Raw genomic sequence first — 23,136 nt, forward strand, 5'->3', positions numbered from 1 at the left:
CCGTCATTTTTTGGCATCAATCCGACGAGATTGTCGGCGCCGTGCCCGCGCGTACCTTCATGGGCGACTTTCCACACCACGCCTTGAAGGCGCGCCCGAAATGGCCCTGGCTGGAAAACCCCATCGATTCCGCGATCTCCTCGAGCGTGCTCGTCGTGGTCACGAGGCTGCGATAGGCGGCCTGAAGACGCAGATCCATGTAGAAGGCCGAAGGCGACTTTTGCAACGCCGAGCGAAACAGGCGTTCGAACTGACGCTCGGACAGGCCCACGATATCGGCGAGCCGCGCGATCCTGACCGGCCTCGCGAGATTCTCCTCCATCAGCCGAATCGCGTTCTCGAGGCGCGCGTCCGTCAGCCGGTAGCGCCATTGCACATTGTTGCGCTGCGCCTCGCCCGAGGGGCGGACCGGCCCATGCAGGAACTGCTCCGAGACCTGCGCCGCGATCTGGCGGCCCTGACGATCGCCGATGATGTCGAGCATCATGTCCATCGAGGCCGTGCCGCCCGCCGCCGTATGGAGGCCGTCGTCGATCCGGTAGAGATCGGCGCTGACCCTCAAATCGGGGAACTGGTTGGTCAGCCGCTCGATGGTCTCCCAGTGGACCGTGACGTTGCGCGTGCCGATGACATCGGCCTGCGCCAGAAGAAGGGTGCCGTTGCTCACCGCGCCGAGCATCCGGCCATAGCCGCGCAAGGCCCGCAGATGCCGCTCGAGCGGCTTGCTGCGATACTGCTCGAGCCCGAGGCTGGCGACGACGATGGTCAGATCCGCCTCGGGCGCGTCGCCGAGATCGAAAGCGGCCTGAACATCGAGCCCGTTGCTCGCCTCGACGGGGCCTTTGCGCGCGGCGATCACCCGCCACTCGTAGCAGGTCTGGCCCATCAGCCGGTTGACCGAGCGCAGAGGCTCGATCGCCGAGCTGAGCGCGAGCATCGAATAGCCGGGCACGAGGATGTAGGACACCCTCAGCGGCACCTGCGCCGCGATGGGCGCGGCCTCGGGACTGCGCCGGGTCATCCGCGCGCCTCGTCTTCGCGCATGGTCTCGGCCGAAAGGTAGCCCGTCTGCAACTGGCCGAAATTGCCTACCGCCTGCACCTGCCCCGTCTCCGCCGGCGCGTCCTTGCGCCCGCGCCGGACCACCGCGACCAGCGCCGTCGCAGCGAACAGAACGCCGAGGCAGAGCATCAGGCCGCTCGGGCCGAACCAGTCGATCGAGGCCGGGCCGGTGAAGACGCCGACGAGGATGCCCGCGTTCATCGTGAACGCCATCGCGCCCCCCGCCGAGGCTACCTGGCTGCGGCGCATCTGGTCGTTGGCATGCGCGAGGCAGACCGAATAGATCGGAACGCAGCCGACCGCCATCAACGACAGGCGCAGCAAGAGCGCCTCCTCCCCCGATTGCACGAGGCTGACGATCACGGCGCCAAGCCCGATGAGCGAGAGGCCGATCACGGCGAGGCGGCGGTCGATCCGATCGGCGATGTAGCCCACCGGATATTGCACCGCCGCCCCCGCGAGCGTCAGCGCCACGGTGAGGCCCGCCACCTGCGCGCGCCCCATCCCGAGGCCGATGCCGTAAAGCGGTGCGGCGGCGAAAAGGCATCCGAGGGCGGCCCCGCTCAGCGCCGCGCCGCTGATCGCCATCGGCGAGATCCGCGCGAGGCGCACGACCGGCATGCGCTCGGGCACCTCGTATTCGGGCGCCCGCCCCGCCGTCAGCAGAAGCGGGACGACCGAAAGCGAGATAAGGATCGACACCGTGCCGAAGAGCACCGTGACCGTCGCGCCCGGCACGCCGATCAGCGCCGCGCCCATCGCCTGCCCGCCCGATTGCGCGATGAAGTAGATCGACAGGATCTGTGCGCGCTGATGGTTCTCGGCCTTGGCGTTCAGCCAGCTTTCGGTGATGACGTAAAGCCCCGGAAAGCAGAAGCCCGCCAGCACCCGCATCGCGGTCCAGCTATAGGGATCGTCGGTCAGCAGGTGGATGATGGCCGAGATCGAGCAGATCGAGGCCAGCGCCGCGAAGGCGCGCACATGGCCCGACTGCGCGATGAGGCCCGGCGCCATCAGCGTGCCCAGAAGCGCGCCCGCAGGATAGCCCGCCTGCATCACGCCGATCACTGTGGCGGAGAACCCAAGCTCGGCCCCGCGGATGGTCAGCAGGGTCATCATAAGCCCGTTCGCCACCATGAGCATCAAGATGCCCGCGAAAAGCGCCCAGTTATCCAGAACCGCCCGTTTCATAGCGCGCCTTTAGCACAGGGGCGCGGGCGGTCAACGGCGGTTCGCGACCGGGAGTGTCGCATTGGGCCGCGCGCGCAGGGGGCGCAGCCGCTTAGCTGGCCCGGATGAGATGACCAGCCAGGGAGGCCCCAATGAAAGCCGCGATACTTCACCGGATAGGCGGCCCCGTCGCGGTCGAATCCGTGCCCGATCCTGACTGCCCGCATGACGGCGCCATCGTGGGCGTGCGGGCCTGCGGCGTCTGCCGCTCGGATCATCACAGCTGGACGGGGGCGGACCCCGATCTCGTGCTGCCGCATGTCATGGGCCATGAATTCGCCGGCGTGATCGAGGAGGTCGGGCCGGACTGCAAATCGTTCCGCGTGGGCGAGCGGGTGACGGCGCCCTTCATCCTCGGCTGCGGGCATTGCCCCGATTGCGCGGCGGGCCAGCCGACGATCTGCGACAGCCAGCGCCTTGTCGGCTTCACGCAATGGGGCGCCTTCGCCGAGCGCGTGGCGGTGCAGGCCGCAGATTTCAACCTCGTCCGGCTTCCCGATAGCGTGGGCTTCGCCGAGGCGGCGGGGATGGGCTGCCGCGTGACCACCGCATGGCGCGGGCTGGGCGACCGCGCGGCGCTCCGGGCGGGCGAATGGCTCGCCGTGCATGGCTGCGGCGGTGTGGGGCTTTCGGCGATCATGCTGGGCGGCGCGCTCTCGGCGCGGATCGTGGCGATTGATGTCTCGGCGGACGCGCTCGAGAAGGCGCGGCAGATGGGCGCGCATGCCTGCATCGACGCCTCCGGCACCCCGGACGTGGCCGAGGCGGTGCGCGAGATCACCGGCGGCGGCGCGCATGTGTCCGTGGACGCTCTCGGCATCGGCGCGACTTTCGAGAATTCCCTGCGCTCCCTGCGCAAGCTGGGCCGCCATGTGCAGATCGGCATGCCGGTCGGCGCGCATCGCACGGTGCCCCTGCCCCTTCTCGATCTCGTCTATGCGCGGCAATTGTCGATCCACGGCATGCGCGGGCTGGGCGCGGCGGAGTTCGTCACACTCCTCGACATGATCGACGCGGGCGCGCTCGATCTGGGGGCGCTGGTGACCGAGCGCATCGCCCTGTCGCAAGTGGGCCATGCGCTCGGGCTCATGGACAGCGGCCAGCCCGCCGGGATCACGGTGATCGACGATTTCGCCCATTAGGGCCGGCCTTTCCGGGCAAGCGTGCGGCGCATCCGCGCGCGGTCATCGCCTTGCGGCGCACCGGAGACTGCCGGGCGCCGCAAGGCACTCGTGGATCAGGCGAACCACCACCGCTCGGCCGAGCGCGCGCCGTCGAGCTGCCAGTTGCCGCCGATCTTCTCTGAATGCATGACGTTCGTCCCGCGCGCCTGAACGCGGTTGAGGAAGAAGGGCACGATGGTGCCGCCATCGTCCCGGCAAAGGCGCATCATCTCGCCGTACATCTCGGTGCGCTTGGCATCGTCGAGCTCGGCCTTGGCGCTGTCGAGAAGGCTGTTGAACCGCTCGTTCTCCCACTTGCTCTCGTTCCAGGCCGCGCCGCTCTTGTAGGCGATCGAGAACATGATCTGCGGGGTCGGGCGCGCGCCCCAGGCGGCGACGCAGAACGGGTTCTTGAGCCAGACTTCGGACCAGTAATTGTCCGCCGGCCGGCGATCCACCTTCATGTCGATGCCCGCCTTCTTGGCCGAGGCCTGGAACAGCGTGGCCATGTCGACCGCGCCCGGGAAGGTCGCGTCACTGGTCGCCAGCGTGACCGAGAGGTTCTCCATGCCCGCCTGTTTGAGGTGAAAGCGCGACTTTTCCGGATCGAAAGTGTTGCGGTCCTGCGCGGTGAAATAGGGCATCGACGGGCCGATCGGGTGATCGTTGCCGAAGACGGCCGCGCCGCCCATCACCTTGTCGATGATGTCGTCCCGGTCGATCGCGTGCTTGAGCGCGAGGCGCACGTCCACATTGTCGAAGGGCGCGACATTGGTGTGCATCGGGATGGTGACGTGCCCGGCGCTCGGGACGTTGTCGATGAGCACCTTGTCGTTGCGCTGAAGGAATTTGAGCGTGTTCGCCGCGATCTGGCTGTCCGCGTCGATCTCGCCGGTCAGAAGCGCGTTGGTGCGCGCGTTGCCGTCATTGATGACGAGGAATGTCACCTTGTCGAAATGCGCGCGGCCTTCCTTGAAGTAGTTGGGGTTGCGGCTCATCTCGATGCGCACGCCCGGCTCGAAGGACTCGAGCACATAGCCCCCAGTGCCGATGCCCGAGATATCGACATTGCCATCCGCGTCCGAGGGCAGGATGACGAAGTGATAATCGGTCAGCACATAGGGCAGGTCGGCATTGCCTTCGGACAGATCGAAGCGCACCTGATGCTCGGTCTCGGCGGTGATCGAGGTCACGCCGTCGAGAAGCGGCTTGGCGGCGGATTGCGAATCCTCCTTGAGGTGATACTTGAGCGAGGCGACCACATCCTCCGCCGTCAGCGGCTTGCCGTTGTGGAACTCGACGCCCTTGCGGATATTGAAGACCCAGCTTGTCGCATCGTCCGATGCGTCCCAGCTTTCGGCCAGCTCGGGGATGATAGAGTCGTCGGCGTCGATCTCGACCAGGAAGTTGAAGATCGTGTGGTTGAGCTGGATCATGCAGACGCCGTTCGTCGTGCGCGGATCGAGCGAGTCGTTCGTATTGCCCTCGTGGATACCCACGCGGTAATGCCCGCCCTTCTTGGGCGTCTCGGCATGGGCCCTGCCCGCGCCGATCAGCCCGGCCGAGGCGGCCAGAAGGCCCGCCCCCGCCATGCCGCCCATCACCGCGCGCCGCGACGGACCCGTCCTGGTGGCGGCTTCGGTCTTCTGTCTCGTCATATCCTTGGTCATGTCCTTCTCTCCTCTGTCGGTGAATGCGTTATCGCGTGGTGCGCCGTGCCTTGGTGGCATCTTTCTGCGGGGCCGCTCCCTCGCGGGGGCGGCCCCTCGGCCTTGCGCCCGGCCGATCTTATCGCGCCTGTGCGCTTGCGTCAGGCGGTGGTCGCCAGTGTCGCGGCCTCCTCGACGCTGGCGGCGAGAACGCCCATGAGCGTGTCGATGTCGTCTTTCGTGACCGTGTAGGGCGGCGAAATGGCGACGACCGGGCCGATCCGGCGAAAGAAGACGCCCCGCCGCTCGGCGGCGGCCATGACGGCGATCGCATCCGCCTCGGTCTCCATCTCGGCGGCGGCGAGCATGCCGGCGCGGCGCGTCTGGAGCACGCCCGGCATCTCGCCGATGGGGCCGAGCGCGCGACCGATGCGCGCGCCGAGCGCGTTCACATGCGCGGGCAGGTCCATCTCCTCGTAGATATCGAGCGTCTCGAGCGCGACGGCGGCCCCGACCGGGTGCCCGCCATAGGTCACGCCATGGCCGAACGTGCCCATGCCATGCGCGGCATCGGCGATCACGTCCTGCACGCGCGAGGTCATGGCGACGGCGGACATCGGGAAATAGGCGGCGGTGAGCTGCTTGGCGATGGTCATGAGATCGGGCTCGATCCCCCAGGTCTCGCAGCCGAACCAGTTGCCGGTCCGCCCGAAGCCGGTGATGATCTCGTCCGCGATCAGCAGGATGTCATGCCGCGCCAGAACCTCCTGCACGCCCTGCCAATAGCCTTCGGGCGGCAGGATCACCCCGCCCGAGCCCATCGCGGGCTCGCCGATGAAGGCGCCGATCGTGTCGGGCCCCTCGCGCCGGATCGTCTCGTCCAGCTCGCGCGCCATGCGCTTCGAGAAATCGAGCTCGTTCTCGCCCGGATGCGCGTCGCGCAGGTAATGCGGGCGCCCCACGCGCACCACCATGTCGAGCGGAACGTCGAAGCCGTCATGGCAATAGCTCATGCCGGTCAGCGCGGCGGCCATCTGCCCCGAGCCGTGATAGCCGCCTTCGCGCGCGATGATGCGCTTCTTGCCGTGCTTGCCGCGCGCGTTCTGATAATAGCGCACGATCTTCACCGCCGTTTCGACCGCTTCCGAGCCGGAGGCCGCGAAAAAGACATGCGACAGATCGCCGGGCAGGCGCGCCGCGAGCCGCTTGGCCAGACGGTCGGTCACCTCGCAGGTGCGCCCCATGAAACTATGGTAATAGGCGAGCTTCTGCATCTGCGCCTCGGCGGCGCGGATGAGGCGCGGGTGGTTGAAGCCGAGCGACGCGCACCAGAGGCCGGAGACCGCATCGAGGAACGTGTTGCCCTCGGTATCGGTCACACGGACATTGTCGCCGCGCGCCATGCTGCGCGGCGCTTCGGTTTCGGCCACGCGGGGATCGGTGAAGGGATAGAGCTGTGCCATAAGTCTCAACCTCCCGACGGCGAGGTGCCGTCCAGCGTCAGAAGCGGGCCGTAGAGGTCGGGCCGCCGGTCGCGGAAGAGACCCCAATGCGCGCGCAGCTCCGCGATCTCCTCGAGATCGAATTCCTGCGCGACGAAGGTCTCGGATGTCTTGTCGGCGCGCTGGAGCACGTCGCCGCGCGGGCCGGCGATGAAGGCCTGTCCGAAATAGGTGACCTCGCCCAGCGTGCCCTTCTCGGTGCCGATCCGGTTCGAGCAGACGAGGGGCATGATGTTGGCCGCCGCGTGGCCGCGCATCACCGTCTCCCAATGATCGTGGCAATCGGACCCGATGGCCGACGGGAAGAACAGGATCTCCGCGCCCCTGAGGGCCATGATCCGCGCCGTCTCGGGGAACCACTGGTCCCAGCAGACGCCCGCACCGATGGTGCCATAGGCGGTCTTGAAGGTGCGGAACCCGGTATCGCCGACGTTGGAATAGACCTTCTCGTAGCAGCCCGGCAGGCCGAGCGGGATATGCGACTTTCGGTAATGCCCCTTCACGCTGCCATCGGCGTCGATGATGACGTTCGTGTTGAAATAGGCGTTGTTGGCCTTCTCGAAGATGTTGACGGGCAGCACGACCGACAATTCCTTGGCGAGCTTTTGCATGGTGCTCACGGTCGGGCCGTCCAGCGGCTCGGCCAGCTTGAACGGCTCGGGACCCATTTCCATGAACTGGAATTCATGCATGGAAAAGACTTCCTGAAGCAGCACGATCTGCGCGCCCGCCTTGGCGGCGCTGCGCACAAGCGCCCCGGCCCTCTCCATGTTGTCGTCGTAATTCTTGGAGCAGGCCATCTGCGTGGCCGCGACCGTTACCTTCATCTTTATCTCTCCTGCTGGGGCACCTGCGCCGAATTCAGCGTTGTTGAATGCATGAAGCCGTGTCAAATTCGAATTTTTCGTCCCTTGCAGGAAAAAACGGAATGGCTCGATCCTTGCCCAATCTCAACGCGCTGCGCGTCTTCGAAGCGGCGGCGCGGCACGAGAGTTTCACCAAGGCCGCCAGCGAGCTGAGCGTGACGCAATCGGCGGTGAGCAAGCAGGTCGCCGCGCTCGAAGAGCATTTCGGGCAGCGCCTCTTCGACCGCCAGCACCGCAGGATCACGCTCACCCCGTTCGGGCGCGAAGTGTTCAAGGCCGCTGATATCGGCATTGCCACCCTGCGCGAGCGGCTCGGCCTTGTCGGCACGCGGCGCGCGCTTCAGGTCCGGCTGGTGGCGGATGCCGATTTCGTGGCGCTCTGGCTTTTCCCGCGCCTGCCCGGCTTCGAGCGCGCCTATCCGGAAATCCGCGTGTCGATCGAAACGCGCATCAGCATGGACACACCGCCCGGCGAGAGTTTCGATTTCGCGGTGATCTGGGGGCGCGGCGCGTGGCGCAACTGCCGCTTCCGGCCCTTGATGACCAATGCGGTCTTCCCCGTCTGCGCTCCGGATTTCTTCGACGCGCTCGGGCGCCCGCCCAGCCTTCGCGATGTGCGCGACGACATCCTGATCCACGACCGCTCGACCTTCTGGTGGTCTGCCTTCGGCGCCGCCGCTGGCGCGCGCGACTTCGATCCCGAGGCGGGCCGGATCTACAACCAGACGGCACTCTGCCTCGAAGCCGCCGCGCGCGGCGACGGGCTGACCGTGGGGGACGAGGTGACCACGGCGGACCACTTGCGGGATGGCAGGCTCATATGCCCCTTCCCCGAACGCCTGCCCTCGCCAGATGCCTATTTCCTGGTCAGCCCCGCTGGCGATGTCTGGAGCGACGAAGCGCAGGCCTTCGAAAGCTGGCTACGGGCCGAAGCCGCGGCGCATGAGCGTTGGTGGCGGAAGTTCTGGGCGCCGCAAGGCAGCCAGAGCGGCGGTTGAAGGGCTGACAGGCATCTCCGCCTATTTCAGCGGCTCCAAAGTCAGTTTCAACTAACCCAGTCTCGCCCCCGTCATTCCTCCCGGAAGGCCCGCTGGAACTGGTCGATCAGGGGGCGGGCGAAATAGGCGGCGGCGGTTTGCTCCTGTGTTGCGAGATAGATCTCCGCCGGCATGCCGGGCATCAGGTCAAGGCCATCGAGCCGCGCCATCTCCTCCGCCGTCAGAAAGACGTGCCCGATATAGAAGGGCTCGCCGGTCGTCGGCGAGATCGTGGTCGCGGGAGATATGTGCGAGATCGTGCCGACCACTTCGGGCGTCGTGCGGTGGTTGAAAGACGAGAAGCGCACGCGCGCGGGTTGGCCGAGATAGACCTGGTCGATGGCGGTTGTCGGAAGCTGGACTTCGATCCGCAATTCCGCCGATGAGGGTACGATCGTCGCCAAGACCTCGGCAGGGGTGATCACGCCGCCTTCGGTGAAGACCGACAGTTCGTTGACGCGGCCCGAGATTGGTGCCCGGATCTCGGTGCGTGAGATCCTGTCCTGCACGGCCGCGAAACGGTCGGAGAGTTCGAGAATCCGCGCCTCGATGACGGCGAGTTCGCGCTGCGCCTCGGTACGGGCAACTTCGTCGATGGCCAGAATGCGCATACCTATCTCGCTGATGCGCGAGCGCGAGCGGGCGATGTTCGCGTCGATCTCTCCCAGCTTCCCGCGAAACTGCACCAATTCCCTTTCGGCATCCTCGACGCGCAGCGCTTCGACCAAGCCCTTGTCATACAGGCCGATGATGCGCTCGAGGCTCTTCTCGACCAGCGCGGTCTCGTCGGTGAGCGCGGCGCGCTGCGCGATCAGGGCCGCGATTTCATCGTTGACCTGTGCGATCCCAAGATCGAGCTGTTCACGCTGGTTCAGGCGATTGGCGATATTGCCGGCATGAAGCCGAGCCTCGCCCGCGATCAGTTCCGCATGTTTGGGATCGGCCGTCAGAAGACGCTCGGGAAAGCGCACTTCGGTCGCGCCATCGCGATCCGCGACCAGGCGTGCACGTCGAGCTTCGGCTTCGTCGAGCTGCGCCGCGAGGATCGACAGTTCTGCACGCGACTGCGCGTCATCGAGGCGAAAAAGGATCTGGCCGAAGGAGACTTCATCGCCCTCGCGCACATTGATCGTCTCGACGATGCCGCCGTCGCGATGCTGAACCTGCTTGAGATTCTGATCCACCTTGACCGTGCCCATCGCGATCACGGCGCCCGTCAGATTGGCGGTGAAGGCCCATGCCCCGACGCCGCCCAGAAGGGCGATGACCAGCGTGGCCCCGAGAAAAACCCGTCCGCCGAGACGGTCATACGCGGCTTTGCGCTTGGGCGCGGACTTGGCCGATACGGATTTGGTCATGATCTACGTCCTTTCTTGATGGGCATGGTCACGCATGCTCGACGACAAACAGATGCTCGCCATCGAGCATGACCTCGAGATCGACAACCTTGTCGCGGTCGAAATCCACTTCGATCGCGGTGCGCCGATAGGTTTCGGTCCAGTCGAAATGAAAACTCAGGCGCGGCTCGTCGGCGCCGACGCTGTCGGCGTAATCCTCGAGGCCGTCCTCTATGCGATCCTCGATCGTTTTCTGGGCTTTGCGGATATGGTATCTCGACGATCCCATGCTGATCCAGATCTCATCATCCGAGTCGTAATCGGTGATCTGATAGATCGATCGGATGATATCGACGGTATCGCCCTGCACGAAACTGTAGAGGTCAGCGCCGCCGTTTCCCGTCAACGTGGCCTGTCCCGCGGCCGCATGAAAGACATCATTCCGCGCAGTTGCGGTGTAATGCTCGAACGCATCGAAGCTGTCCTCGCCGACGCTTTCGCCCGAGGCGATGCCGCTGACCAGATCGAGAATCACGGCTTCCGTCGCCGCCGAGTAGTCGAGCCGGTCGTGACCGTCGCCACCGCTGAACCGGTCGGCCACGGCGTCGTCATCGGCGATGACCAGGTCGTCACCAGCACCGCCGAGCACGACATCGCTCCCGCTGCCGCCGGTCAGGACGTCCGCATCCGCACCGCCATCAAGATGGTCGTCGCCCGCATCTCCCGAGAGCACATCGGCCCCCTCGCCACCATGGAGCGCGTCATTGCCTTCGTTCCCGAAGACGATATCACGCCCTGCACCGCCGAAAGCGGTGTCATCGCCCATGCCGCCGGTGAGCACATCGGCGCCATCCCCACCGTAGAGATGGTCGTCGCCGTCGTCTCCGGCGAGGATGTCCGCGCCCGCGCCGCCATGGACGGTGTCGTTCCCGTTGCCGCCGCTGATCGTGTCGTCGCCCATGCCGCCGAAGGCCGCGTCGTCACCTGCATCGCCATGGATCTCGTCATCGCCGGCATCGCCGTACAGGCTGTCCTGTCCGGCTCCACCAGAGATCCAGTCATCTCCTGCGCCGCCGACGATCAGGTCATTCCCCTCGCCTCCGAAGAGGGTGTCATTCCCGTCCCCACCGGCGATATTGTCGTCACCGTCATGGCCGAACATGCGGTCCCTGCCGCCGAGGCCGGCCAGATTGTCATCGCCCGCCTGCCCGTCGATCATGTCCCGTCCATGCGTTCCGACCAGCAGATCATCATCCTGCGAGCCGACGAAGACATTCTCTACCACGTTCAGATAAGCGCTTTGCGCGATCTCGAATTGGCCATCGGACACGGTGTAATCGATCCGCACCTCGCCGAGAAAATCAGTATCCGCGATATAGCGCCAGCCATCTCCGCGCATTGCGATGTCACCCGATGTGGCCGAAACCACCTCGACCGTCAGCGGATCGTCATCGGCATCGGCCGTCTGCGACAGGAAGAAGGAGAGGGCAAAGCCCACGGCTGCGCCGCTGCCGACATCGGCCAGATAGACCGGCCCCTTGTTGCGCGGCGCACGTCCACGCGGCTCTTCGGCCGGATCGTCCGGCTCCTCGTTGTCCTCCTCGGGCTTAAACGGGTCGCCCGCGGATCCTGCCGAGCCGCCACCTGATCCGGCCTGCGCGCCGCCCAAAGATGGCGCGGCGGCGTCCGAGACGATTGCAGCTGCGCTGAAGCGGGCGAATGGCGGCAGAACCGTGTTGGCCGAGTCGCGCGGCAGGCCGGAATCGATCGAGAAAATCGAGGGCGCACCGTAGTAGAGTGCCTCGAACGGGGTCGGGAAGATCGAGAGGCCCGGAGCGTTCGCCTGGGCAGGCTCGGCCGCGCCCGTGCCGGTGCTACCATTGGTGGGCTTATCCTCGTCATCCTCGCCATCGGGGACCGAGAATGCGGTCTTGCGCAGGCCGGGCTCATCGGCTTCGTCCTGCGGCGCGCTTTGCTGTTCCTCCTCGGCGGCCGGCTCCTCTTCCGGCTCGGGCCAGAGGAAGGACCGCATGTAGAGGCCGAGCGCAACCAGCCCTACGAACCAGCCGGAGAAGAGCTTGGCGCTGCTCGGCTCCGTTTGCCGCAGACCCAGCGGATCGTCCGGATCGTTGCGCGCGCCGTCGGAACGGGTTCCCTTGACATCGATCATGACCGGCCCTCCCTCACCGCGGCGCGCTTCATTTCAGCCGGCGCTGCGGCGGCGGTCGCCTGCGCGGCAATCGGATTCTTGAGCCGAAGCGGATCGACCGGCGCGGCCTCGGGTTTACGGGCCGGCGGCGAGGCGCCGTCCTGCTTGCGCACCGGACGCGGATTGAGGATGTCCTCGCGCGGGCCGAAGGCTGACAACTTGCCACCCTGGATCACACCAATCAGGTCGCAGGACTGAAGCGCGGAGGGGCGATGCGCGATGAGAACCACGATGCCCCCGCGCGCCTTGACACCCTCGATCGCGGCGGTCAGCGCCGCTTCGCCCTCGGGATCGAGATGGGCGTTCGGCTCGTCCAGCACCACAAGGAACGGATTTCCGTAAAGCGCCCGCGCAAGGCCGAGACGCTGGCGCTGACCACCCGAAACCGAAGTGCCCATCGGCCCGAGATAGGTGCGGTAGCCGTCGGGCAGGCGCACGATCATTTCGTGCACCATCGCCGCCTGCGCCGCCGCGACCACGGCCTGCGCTTCGGGGGCATCCGCGAGGCGGGCGATGTTCTCTTCGACCGTCGCGTCGAGGAGGGCCACGTCCTGCGGCATATAGCCGATATGGGCTCCACGGCTGTCGTCGCTCCATTGCCCCAACTCGGCGCCATCCAGCCGGACCGAGCCGCGCAAAACCGGCCAGATCCCGGTCAGCGCGCGCGCCAGGGTCGTCTTGCCGCCACCGCTCGGGCCGATGATGCCGATGGCTTGTCCGGCCTTCGCCTCGAAGGTGATATCGCTCAGGAGTACCCTGCCCGTCGCCGGGGCCGAGACCGTAACACCCTCGACCCGCAGGGATGCCTTGGGGTCGGGCAGCGCCATCGGCTTCGGCTGGTTCTCGAGAACTTCGACGGTGTTGCGCAGACGCTTCCACGCGGCGCGCGCCGCCTCCATATTCTTGGCGTTGCCGATGGCCATGTCGATTGGCGCCATGGCGCGTGCAGCGGCGATGGTTGCAGCGATGATCGCCCCCGCCGAAAGCTGTCCGATGATCGTCAGATAAGCGGCGAGCCCCAGGATCGACGATTGCAGGAGCATCCGCAGAACCCGCGAAATTGCGCTGTAGGTACCCGAGATATCGCTGGTGCGCGTCTGAAGCTCCAGATGCCGGTCGTTCGAGGCGGCAAATCGCGCGACCGCGCGCGAGGCAAAACCCATGGCCTTGAGGACTTCGGCGTTGCGCGCATTCGAATCCGCGATCGCGTTGCGCTCGATGGTGGAGGCCATCGTCGCGCTGCTCCAGTTGCGGGTGCGCAGTTCGGTGATGACGGCCAGGGACGTCAGCGTGAAGGCCCCGGCGATCGTCAGCGCGCCCAATGTCGGATGCAGGAAATAGACGAAGGCAAGGAAGATCGGCATCCAAGGCAGATCGAAAAGGGCGATCGGCCCTTGCGAGCCGCAAAATCCGCGCAAGGTATCCACGTCCCGCCCCCGTTCGAGCGCCTCGGACGTGGAATAGCCAAGGCGCGGCATGTCGACGACGAGCTGATGCGCCACAGGCGCAAGGCGCCGGTCGAGACGCGCACCGACCCGCACGAGGATCTGCGTGCGGATGATGTCGAAGACGCCCTGAAACATGTAGAGGCCGATGGCCAGTGCCGAAATCGCCAGCAGCGTTGGAATGCTGCCGCTGACGAGGGCCCGGTCGTAGATTTGCAGCATGTAGAAAGAGCCAGTCAGCGCGAGGATGTTGATGACTCCCGACAGGAGCAGCAAAAACACAGCCAGCCCCTTGACGCTGCCCAATATCTTCATGGCAGCGCCGTTCGATTTCTTGTCCCGTTGTCCCATGTTCAGCTCCCCCAAGCTTCACTTCGTTCCCGACCCGAAAGTCTTCCCGGGCTGATCTTGCGTCAGCCCGGAAAATCGATTGCCGTGCTCCGATCAGAGCTGGAAATCGTCTTGTGTGAGATCGTGATGGCCGCGGATCGTGATGCTGAAATCCGCCGCGCCGTCGTCGCTGACGCTGCCGGTGATCAGCGTGGTGTCACCGCCCTCGCCACTCTGATGGCTCACCAGTAGCTGTCCGCTTCCGGTGAAGGCGTCCGAGATCAGCGTGAAGCTGCCGTTCCCCGCGCCTTGGCCGTTGGCATCGATCTGCGACAGGTCGATCTTGTCTCCGGCTTGGAAGGATCCGATGGTATCGCCATCGGCGTCGGCCGCAGACAGGAAGCGATAGGTGTCGTTGCCGCTTCCGCCATCCAGCATGTTGTGAGCATTGCTGGCGGTGATGTCATCGTCTCCGGCGCCGCCGATGAAGTTCTCGATGCTCCACAGAGCGTCCGTGCCGGATGCCGCGCTGGTGGCCATGCCGCGCGCCGCGCCGCCGCCGCCAAGATCCACGGTGATGTCCTCGATGATACGCGACATGTCGAGCGTGTCGTTACCCATGCCGCCCGAGAGATCATCGCCGTAATAGGCGTCGTTGCCATCTCCGGAGGTCGCTGCGAAGACATCGTCGCCCGCGCCGCCGACGACCAGATCATCTCCGGCGCCGCCTTCGATGAAATCATCGCCGCCTTCGCCGAAGAGCCGGTCGCTTCCGGCATCCCCGAAGACCATGTCGCGGCCGCCTCCGGCGAGGATGTTGTCGTCGCCATCCGCGCCGAAGATCATGTCACGACCGCCCAGCGCCAGAATATTGTCCGCTTCGGCCGTTCCGAAGAGCGTATCGCGACCCGCCGAACCGAGGATGGAGCCACCTGCCGCAAGCGGCGGGCTGGTGCTTTCGTTGCCGGAACCGGTGTCAGAGCCGGCGTCGCCACCATCGGCCTCGCCACCGTCTCCGGCGCCGGTGTCGCCACCGGTATCGCCGCCACCATCACCGTCGTCGGCGCCCTCGCCGTCTTCGGCACCGGCGTCGTCGTCGGCTCCGATGTCGTCGTCGGCGCCGTCATTTCCGTCTTCCCCGGCAACTTCGTCTTCGGCATCGAAGATGTCATTGTCGAGATCGGTCAGGCTGGTTGTCCGGGCGACGATCTCCGCGAATGTCGTGTCTTCACCGAAATCCTGATAGAAGTCGAAATTCTCGAAGCGGTCGATGTAGTAGAACCGGTCTCCCTCCTGAAGGCGGTCCAGTTGCTCGTGGAGCACGACCCAGAAGGTCTGGCCGACCATACCGCCATTGATGTGCTTCTCTCCAAGTCCGCCCGTCCAGACATCGACCCGGTCGATCCCCGCGACAATCATGGCGCCATCCGCACCGGGATGCAGCGTAATGTCCGGATTGGCGGCCACGAAGGCGTCGATCTCGGCCTGATCCTCGAGAACGAGGTCCGGATAGGCCTCCATCAACTGGGCCATCAGAGCGTCGCTGACGTCGTTGCGCGCCTGATAATCCGCCCAGCTGCTGTAGGGCGAAAGACCGCCCGCCATCGCCACGGCCTGCGCGACGTAGGGGTTGGTCGAGGCCGCGAGCCCTGCCCGAACCTGGTTCATGGTGCCAAGGCCCACATCCCAGCTACGCGCGACGTTGAACGCGAAAAGATCGGCGTTGATACGCACCAGATCCGAGCGGACCGCATCCACCACCTTGAGATCGACCTCTTCGGCCTGCTGCACCGCCGTGCCACCGATGATCGAGGCGACGCCATGCTGTGCATAACCCGGCGCCGGGACATATCCCTGCGGGAGCGGTCCGGTAAAGACATCGGGGTCGTTGGACGGGTTGAGGAAGGCATCGAAGAGCGGCACTTCGGTGACCGTGCCATCCGCCGCCTTGACCTGAAGCGTCTCGCCGATCAGCGAATGACCGAAGCGATAGGCCGCAGCGGCGAATTCATGGCTGATGCTGGCGTCGACTTCGGGATTGTAGCCGTCCCAGCCGTGATTGTCGAAGCCGCCATCGGCGCTGCGCAGGCCGCCCAGCAACTTGTCGGCGAACTCCTGGAACACGACGCGTTGGTAATCGCTCTCGTTGAGCATCTTGGCGGCCTGGAAAATTTCCTCGGCGCTGCCTTCGAAGCCTTGCGCGATCAGGTTCTCGACGTGGAAGTTGTGATTGCGCGCCCAGACCGTGTGGACCGCCGTCAGAGCGAAGTTCTCGTTCGCGCGCCCATCACCCGCCACGCGGTGATCGAGCAAGTCGATATAGGGGTTCGTATCGAGCAGAAGCGGTTGCCCCGACCCGAGGAAATCGCTTGCCAGATCCGCGACCAGGGTGCTGTCGATGGCGCCCGTGGCGTCGTCCACGAGGCCCGGAAGCAGCTCCTGAAGCGTCGCCGCGCCACCCGGAAGGCCGGCATCCTCGAAGATGGTCTCGGCCTCCCAATGATGCAGGATCAGATCGCGCAGTGTCGGCAGCAGGGCGAAAGCCGGATCCGAGGGATCTGCCTCACCCCCGAGAAGCCGCATCCCCGAACCTTGCGCCCCGTCGCTTTCGCGCAGGAACTGGCCGACCAGCTCATGGCTGCCATAGGCCTGGTTCTGATCCACGAAGGGAGAGGTCATGTTGCGGTGCTGCGGCACGCCATCGGCGTCGACAGATGCAACCTCGCCCCGCGTCAGATCGGCAGGATTATCCGAGGTCGGGCTGCGCTCCGCACCCGGACCGCCGATGTCGATCTTTCCGAAGGCCGCGTTCTTGGGCAAGAAGTCGAGGCCGTGGTCGAAGTACTGACCGAATGCCATGAAGAGCGTGCTCGCGTTCATTGCATTCTTTGCGACGGTCTCGTCCTGAGCGCCCAGGATGTTGGACAACGTGCGCGGATCCAGCCCGTCGAAGATCGGGTTGACCTTCCGGTTGCCGTTCTCGTCCGCTTCCCCGTACCGCGCCTCCGTCAGACGGATGAAGGGCTGATCGGCTGTGCCGTAGAGCGGATTGGCCTCGTTGTTGCCCTCGCCGCTCAGACTGCGGACGCCTGCCGCGCCTTCGCTGTCGTCGTCGTCGTCAAATGCAGGGCTTCCGTTCACGAGGTTCTTCAGCGCAGCCAGATCGCTATCGGTGAGCGTGAAGGCCCCGGACGGCGTGTCATCGTCGAGGATCGCCGGCATCCCGCTGCTACCGTCGAAGGTGACGCTGGCACCCCCGCGACTGACGGTCACCATGCCGCTTGCCCCGGTCGTGACCACCGGATCGCCCGAGCCGGGCAGATCGATCACGTCCTGCGGGCGCAGCGCGCCGACGATCGTGTCGTTGCCGCCCTCGCCGCGGAAGACGATGCGATGCGCCGAGGTGAGGGCCGAAATATCGACCGTGTCGTCCCCCGAGGTACCATTGATGGTGATGGTGCTGAAATTCAGGCTGGTCGGGTTGAAGTCACCGACGATGTTGACAGTGTCGCCTCCAACCGGACCGCCGTCCGGCGTTCCGTTTCCGTTATTGGCAGAGACAGCAAGCGTATCGACGATGATCTCCTCGATGTTGTCGAGCTCGGCCACAATGGTCGTGGTCGTGCCGACAGTGCGGGTGACAACAATCTCGGTCGTCGCCTGGATGACCGTCCCGAGGCTTGCGGCGAGGCCCGCATTCTGCCCTCCGGACATCGCATAGATCGTGAAGCTTTCGGCCTCCGCGGTGCCCTCCAACCGATAGGTGTCGGTCCCTCCACCGCCGTCCACCATGTCACGACCGTCGGTCGAGCCCTGGACGATTGTGTCTGCCCCGCCACCCGCGAGGATCAGATCGTTATCCGCACCGCCGTTCAGGATGTCGGCGCCACCGCCGCCATCTAGCTGGTCGAACCCGGCACCGCCGTTCAGCACATCGCTGCCGCCTTGACCGATCAGGATGTCGTCGCCGCCATTTCCGTTGAGGGTGTCGTTGCCGCCACCAAAGATTAAGAACGGGCTGACGCCTGTGAGCACGTCGTTGCCGTCGCCGCCGTTCAGGCTGTTATTCGTTCCGAAAGTGCCATTCAGCGTCACGCCGGTATTTTCGGTCACGGCCAGCGTCGGCGCGGAGATGACCGTCTCCAATGTGCCGCCACCATCGACAAAGCTGACTTCGACCCGAAGTTGCCGACCGATTTCGCTGATGTCACCTAACAACTGCTGAATGAGGTTGGGATCGTTCGGCGTGAAGGTGGCTTCGGTGGCGCCCGGAATGTCAGTCCAAACTGCACCGTCGAGATACTGCCACTGGTAATTGAACGCTCCCAGCCCGTTCACATCGGCGATACCGCTCGTGTCGACGGTCAGAAGCTGGCCCTCGACCGGCGAGACCATGCCATCCGTCGGTGTCGGATCATTGATGACCGGCATGCCCGTTGCAGGCTGGGGAGTGAGGATGTCACCATCCGCGAACCGCAGCACTTCAATGTTGTAAAGCGTATCAACCCCGTCATCGATCAGGACGTCCGGATTGTTGCCGAAGCCCGTATGTTCAACCTGCAACACCCCATTTCCGAGGTCCGTGATCGTGTACTGATCGCGGTCATCGTTGAAGACGGCGATATCAACATCGTCGCCCATCCCCGCATCGAGGATTTCCCGCTGGATATGCATCTGGCCCGGCACGATGTCGCGCGACACCAGCAGCTCGAAGAGGCTTTTTCCGACCCATGCGGGATCGACGCCATCCTCGGCGGTGAAGATATGCTTGAGGCTGTCGACGGTCGCGATCTCGTTCTCGGCGGTGTTTTCCGCGGCCGCGTCATTCGTGATGCGGATGCGCACGTTCAGCCAGCGGTCACCATCGAGGATGTCGTCGCCGCCGTTGCCGGTCATCAGGTCGGACCCCGCGCCGCCGAGAATGATGTTTCCGCTTTCCCAGAACTCCTGACCGTCCGCGATCGAGACAAGCTCGGACAGACCCTCGATGCGGTCGATACCGGCCTGATCGAGCCCGTCATTGGCGAATTCGGCCTCGGCCCCCTCGCCCGTGCCGGGCGCCACGCGGTCGTCGCCGATCAACGTGTCGTTCTTCTCCCAGCCGGACAGCGCCTCGACCTTGTCGAAGCGGTTGCGCAGGATATCCTGCTCGTCCGTGGTGAAGATCTTGATGCGCATATCGGCATAAGCGTCGTTCTGCATGCCTTTGAACGATACCCAGTCGAAGCCGAACATGCCTTCGTTGCGCATCACGCTGGCGCCCTGAACCATGATGTCATCGCCGGATTCAGCGTCGAAATCATGCTCGTCCGAGCCGGCGAACATGACGTCGTGCCCTTTGATCTTGCTGTTGAAGAAAAGCTCGGAATTGTCGCCCGCGCTGGTATCGAAACCCGGCCCGGCCTCGATCCAGTCGTTGCCCTCGTTGCCCAGCAGGAAGTCGGCACCGTCGCCGCCGAGGATGAAGTCGTCCCCCTCGCCGCCGAACACGTCGGAGGCGTCGGCGCCGAGGAACACGACGTCCTTGCCACGACCCCCCATCACGACGTCGAAGCCGTTGGCGGTCGAGATCACGTCGTCGCCATCTTCGCCCTTGAGGAAGTCACCCTCGTCGCCGGCATCGAGAATGATGTCGTTGCCGCCGCCGCCATTGACCAGATCGACGCCATAGCCGGATTCGATGTAGTCGTCGCCGTCGTCGCCCCAGATGCCGTCATCGCCGTCGCTGGTGATGATCGTGTCGCTGCCGCTGGTGCCGCCGACGACGACATGCTCACCGCCGGAGAAGCGCAGGTAGTTGGTCTCGACCTCGCTGGTGGTCGGATCGTCGCGCACGACCTTGCCCATGCCCAGCGCCTCGAGCAGCGGATCATTGCCTTCCGGGTCGGGGATCAACTGATTGGCCTGATTGATCTCGAGCACGTAGTCGTAGAGCGCAAAGCTGTCCACGCCGATGTGATGACTGATGATGTCGTCGAACGTGCCCCGGATGCCGTCCGGACCGGGGTCCGAGAGGCTCGTGTTGGCCAGAAGCATCTTGGAGAACGAGTTCTCCTCGAGTTCGTTGAGGAAGTTCTGGCCTTGCGTCCTGCTGAGATAGTAGAAGCGGTCGCCGTCTTGAAGCGCCTCCATCTGCGCCTCGAAGATCGCCGTGAAGGTCGATCCGAGCATGCCGCCGAAGGGCATGATGCGCTCGGATAGGCCGCCGACCCAGAGGTCGATGTCATTGAGGCCGTTCGTTTCGGCACTCCAGCCGTTGCGGCCCAGAAGGAAGTCGAAACGCTCCTGGTCCGAGACGGCGCCGCCGCCGAACACCAGATCGAAAGCCGCATCGCGCTTGGCGACCAGTGTGTCCGCCGCAAGAATGCTGGCATGGGTGCCATAGGCGGCGATCAGGTTGACCACGGTCATCGGCGTCTTGAGGCTCGAGGCCAGATCGACCCAGTTGTCATAGGGCTTCAGCCATGCCGAGCCGGTCTGCTGGAAAAGCTGCGCACGCGTGTCGTTGAAGGTGGGGATGCCGGTCTCGCGGCCCCGTGCGATATTGATCGCGGCAAGGTCGAGCGGCAGGCCCAGAAGATTGTTGCGCAAGGACGAGACAACGAATTCGTCGATCTGGCTGCCTCGTTCCGTCGTCATGCCCAATACCACAGCCGCCGCCGCCTCATCGGCGGTCATCGTGCTGTCATTGTCGAAGGCGATAGGATTGAGGAAGGCCGCTATCAGGCCCATGTCGTCGTTCGTCACCGCACCCGTGGCCGGATCGATCATCACGCGCGGCATGTTGTCCGTCAGCATCGAGTGGCCGAAGCGGTATACCACGTTGGCGAACTCGGCGAAGATCGAGGCGTCGATATCTGTCACCGCGTTGAAAACGAACGGGTCGATATTCGGGTGGATCTTGCGCCCGAATTCTTCAAAGACGAGGTGCTGATACTGCATCTCGGTCGCGAAGCGGCCGGCCTGGAAGAGGCGCTCGCCATCCCAGACAACAGCGGAAGGATCGGTCGGGACGGGATCGCCCGCCGGGATATCCACGAGAAGCCACTCGTTGATGAAGTCGATATCGCCCGACTCGAGCACCGTCTTCTTGTGAGCCTCCACCTGCCGGTTGTGCTCGGAGTGGAAGATGTGGTGAACGGCCGTCAGGCCGATATTCTCGTTGCCGCGCCCGTCACCTGTGATGAAATGACGGTCCAGCATTTCGTTGTCATAGGTGCCCGCCGTGCTGACGCTGTCTGACAGGCCCACGGCGCTGTCGTCATCGGCGGTCTTCAGCCCGCCGGTCTGACCGTCGAAGGGATTGGCCGAATTCGCGATGTCATCGAGGAACGCGTGGCCGATGCGCACTGCGCCCGCCGCAAAGGTGTTGACCGGCGCGGCCAGATCGCCTTCGACCACTTCGTCATCGGCGGTGTTCGGGACGCCGTCCGGCCCGAGGCCCACGACGATCTGCGGCAGACCGTTCGGGCCGGCGATGAATTGGCCGTATTGATCGGTGCGCAGCAGCGGGATGTTCAGGACATCCCCATCCGTGAGCTCGATCCCGAGCATGTCGCGCGCCTGTGCCTTGATCTCGGCCCATGTCGGCAGGCCGCCATTGGCGCCGTCCAGCAAATGCCCGGTCGAGACCGGATTGCCGCTCGCATCGAAAGCATATTCGCGCAGGAAGACCTGATGCGATGCATGCGAGGTGTATGTCTGGTTCTGATCGACGAAAGGCGTGGTCGTGTTCTCGCCCTCGTGCTGCGTGTCGTCCGCCGTACCGAGGATGCCGTCCGGCCCCGGTCCCTCGACGGGGGTCGAGCGGGTGACGGCCATGAAACGCAGATGTGTCGACAGATCGTCGCCCAGCGCCTGACCGGTCAGGGGGTCGATACCATCATTGACCCCGTTGGGCCCCATGACGAGCGGATCGTCCGGCTGGAGCGGAATGTAGACGGTGCCGTTCCCGCCCTTGGTGATCAGATCGAGGCCGTGATCGAAGAACTGGCCGAAGAACGTCATCCATGCGTTGAACGGCGCCGAGATGCCGTCATCGGGCGCGATGTTCGGCAAGGAGGCCATGTCGATATTGTCGATCTCGATCTTGTTGCCGGTTTGAACGCTCAGCGAGACGTTATCCACCAGAACCTGTGAGCCGCCGCTCTGCTGCACCTCGATGCGCAGCGTCTGGCCGTCCAGCCCCGCCGGGATCGGTCCGGTCTCCAGCGTCATGTCGGCCCAGCCGCCATCGGCGGGTGTAGGAAGTGCAGTCGTCGAAATGACCGTGGTCACGCCGCCCGGGCCGACCGCGACAAGACGGGCCGTGCCTCCGGTCCAGGTCTGATCGGTTCGGTCCCCGACACTGAGGCCAAGGCTGTAGCTCGCCCCTGCTGTCAGCGTGCCGCCATCCTGGGCCAGTGTCGCACCGCCTGTCAGCCAGGCGACGTTCGGCCCCGGATGCCCTGCCCCGTCATTCACGGTGTCGGCAGGCGCGAAAACGCCGCCGATGCCGCCGGTAATCGTCCAGCCTGTCGGCGCCTCCGTCGAGTAATTGCCAAGTGCGCTCGTGACGACACCGGGCTCTCCGGCAGCCATGGACTGGGCTTCGAAACTCGAATTCACCACCGCCTGAACGCTGGCACCCTCGCCCGGGCGCACCGGGATCGCATCTTCGCCGTAGCGCTCGTGGAAAGCCGCCAGCGCGGCGTCGTTCGCGAACCACGCCTCGACGGCGGCCGGGTTGTCGATGCTCTGGTCATTCACGAGGTTCGAGATGATCCGCGGGTCGGCATCGGCGACGTTTCCGGTATGCCCGCCATTGACCGTAGGAGCCGATGGCGTGCCGATCACGCCGTAATCGGTGTTGGTGACAGCCGGGCCGCCCGGAGGTCCGAAGGGCATCACGTCGCCATCGCCGTCATTCCGGAAATCCGGATCGAGCATGCGCGGCATCGGCGTATCCGCCGCGCCCCACTTCTCCTGTCCGGGAATGAGGTTGTTATAGGTTCCGTCGACGGTCCGCAGACCGTTGGGGACCAACGGGCTGGAGATGGCGAGAACCGCACCGGGCGTGCCTTCGGGGACGACATTGCCATCTGCGTCCACGTAGATTTCAGTGAGCGGCGTGCCGTTGGCATGGGCTTCGCTGATCTTGATCTGACGCAGAATGAACTCGAGGTCGGCGACGTTGAGTTTGACAGCCATGACAATTCTCCCCTGATGACCCAAGCGATGAAATCGCGGGCGCTAGCTGAATTTTGTTATTGATTTCAAACGCTCCCAGTCATGCACGGCAGCGCGCATGAGTTGCGGAACGGTATT

The 23,136-nt window shown here is 65.0% G+C and carries 11 protein-coding genes; 2 read left to right on the plus strand and 9 right to left on the minus strand.

Going from position 1 to position 23,136, the window contains the following annotated elements; all coding sequences use genetic code 11:
- Positions 1-16: 16 nt before the first annotated feature.
- Together ACGRVM_RS03905 and ACGRVM_RS03910 are read right to left on the minus strand one after the other, a co-directional pair.
- Entirely contained in the window at positions 17-1,021 is a 1,005-nt protein-coding gene (locus ACGRVM_RS03905) for a GlxA family transcriptional regulator (protein WP_377168498.1), read from the minus strand.
- Positions 1,018-2,253, minus strand: coding sequence for an MFS transporter (locus ACGRVM_RS03910; RefSeq protein WP_377168496.1), 1,236 nt, complete (start codon positions 2,251-2,253; stop codon positions 1,018-1,020). Before ACGRVM_RS03910 ends, ACGRVM_RS03905 begins: the two co-directional genes overlap by 4 nt.
- 131 nt (positions 2,254-2,384) lie before the next feature.
- Between ACGRVM_RS03910 and ACGRVM_RS03915 the strand changes: the two genes are divergently transcribed.
- Positions 2,385-3,434, plus strand: coding sequence for a zinc-dependent alcohol dehydrogenase family protein (locus ACGRVM_RS03915; protein WP_377168494.1), 1,050 nt, complete (start codon positions 2,385-2,387; stop codon positions 3,432-3,434).
- A gap of 95 nt (positions 3,435-3,529) precedes the next feature.
- On the opposite strand, the gene ACGRVM_RS03920 is transcribed toward ACGRVM_RS03915, so the two are convergent.
- The 3 genes from ACGRVM_RS03920 to ACGRVM_RS03930 all read right to left on the minus strand — a co-directional run bounded on the left by ACGRVM_RS03920 (position 3,530) and on the right by ACGRVM_RS03930 (position 7,433).
- Entirely contained in the window at positions 3,530-5,125 is a 1,596-nt protein-coding gene (locus ACGRVM_RS03920; RefSeq protein WP_377168492.1) for an ABC transporter substrate-binding protein, read from the minus strand.
- Positions 5,126-5,265: 140 nt separating this feature from the next.
- Positions 5,266-6,567, minus strand: coding sequence for an aminotransferase (locus ACGRVM_RS03925; protein WP_377168490.1), 1,302 nt, complete (start codon positions 6,565-6,567; stop codon positions 5,266-5,268).
- A 5-nt stretch (positions 6,568-6,572) separates the two neighbouring features.
- A complete protein-coding gene (locus ACGRVM_RS03930; protein ID WP_449619164.1) occupies positions 6,573-7,433 on the minus strand; it encodes a carbon-nitrogen hydrolase in 861 nt (286 codons plus the stop codon).
- A gap of 101 nt (positions 7,434-7,534) precedes the next feature.
- Here ACGRVM_RS03930 and ACGRVM_RS03935 point away from each other — a divergent pair, with 101 nt between their 5' ends.
- On the plus strand, positions 7,535-8,470 hold the full coding sequence (locus tag ACGRVM_RS03935) for a LysR substrate-binding domain-containing protein (protein ID WP_377168488.1): 936 nt from the start codon (positions 7,535-7,537) through the stop codon (positions 8,468-8,470).
- A 71-nt stretch (positions 8,471-8,541) separates the two neighbouring features.
- On the opposite strand, the gene ACGRVM_RS03940 is transcribed toward ACGRVM_RS03935, so the two are convergent.
- The 4 genes from ACGRVM_RS03940 to ACGRVM_RS03955 all read right to left on the minus strand — a co-directional run bounded on the left by ACGRVM_RS03940 (position 8,542) and on the right by ACGRVM_RS03955 (position 23,019).
- Positions 8,542-9,867: an HlyD family type I secretion periplasmic adaptor subunit gene (locus ACGRVM_RS03940; protein ID WP_377168483.1), complete on the minus strand. Its 1,326-nt coding sequence runs from the start codon at positions 9,865-9,867 to the stop codon at positions 8,542-8,544.
- A gap of 28 nt (positions 9,868-9,895) precedes the next feature.
- Positions 9,896-12,016: a cadherin-like domain-containing protein gene (locus ACGRVM_RS03945; protein WP_377168481.1), complete on the minus strand. Its 2,121-nt coding sequence runs from the start codon at positions 12,014-12,016 to the stop codon at positions 9,896-9,898.
- Positions 12,013-13,851, minus strand: a complete 1,839-nt coding sequence (locus ACGRVM_RS03950) for a type I secretion system permease/ATPase (RefSeq protein ID WP_377168479.1) — start codon at positions 13,849-13,851, stop codon at positions 12,013-12,015. The genes ACGRVM_RS03945 and ACGRVM_RS03950 overlap by 4 nt, the downstream gene beginning before the upstream one ends.
- A 93-nt stretch (positions 13,852-13,944) precedes the next feature.
- Positions 13,945-23,019: a peroxidase family protein gene (locus ACGRVM_RS03955; protein WP_377168477.1), complete on the minus strand. Its 9,075-nt coding sequence runs from the start codon at positions 23,017-23,019 to the stop codon at positions 13,945-13,947.
- Positions 23,020-23,136 lie beyond the last annotated feature (117 nt).

Source organism: Roseovarius aquimarinus (assembly GCF_043661195.1).
GTDB lineage: Bacteria > Pseudomonadota > Alphaproteobacteria > Rhodobacterales > Rhodobacteraceae > Roseovarius > Roseovarius aquimarinus.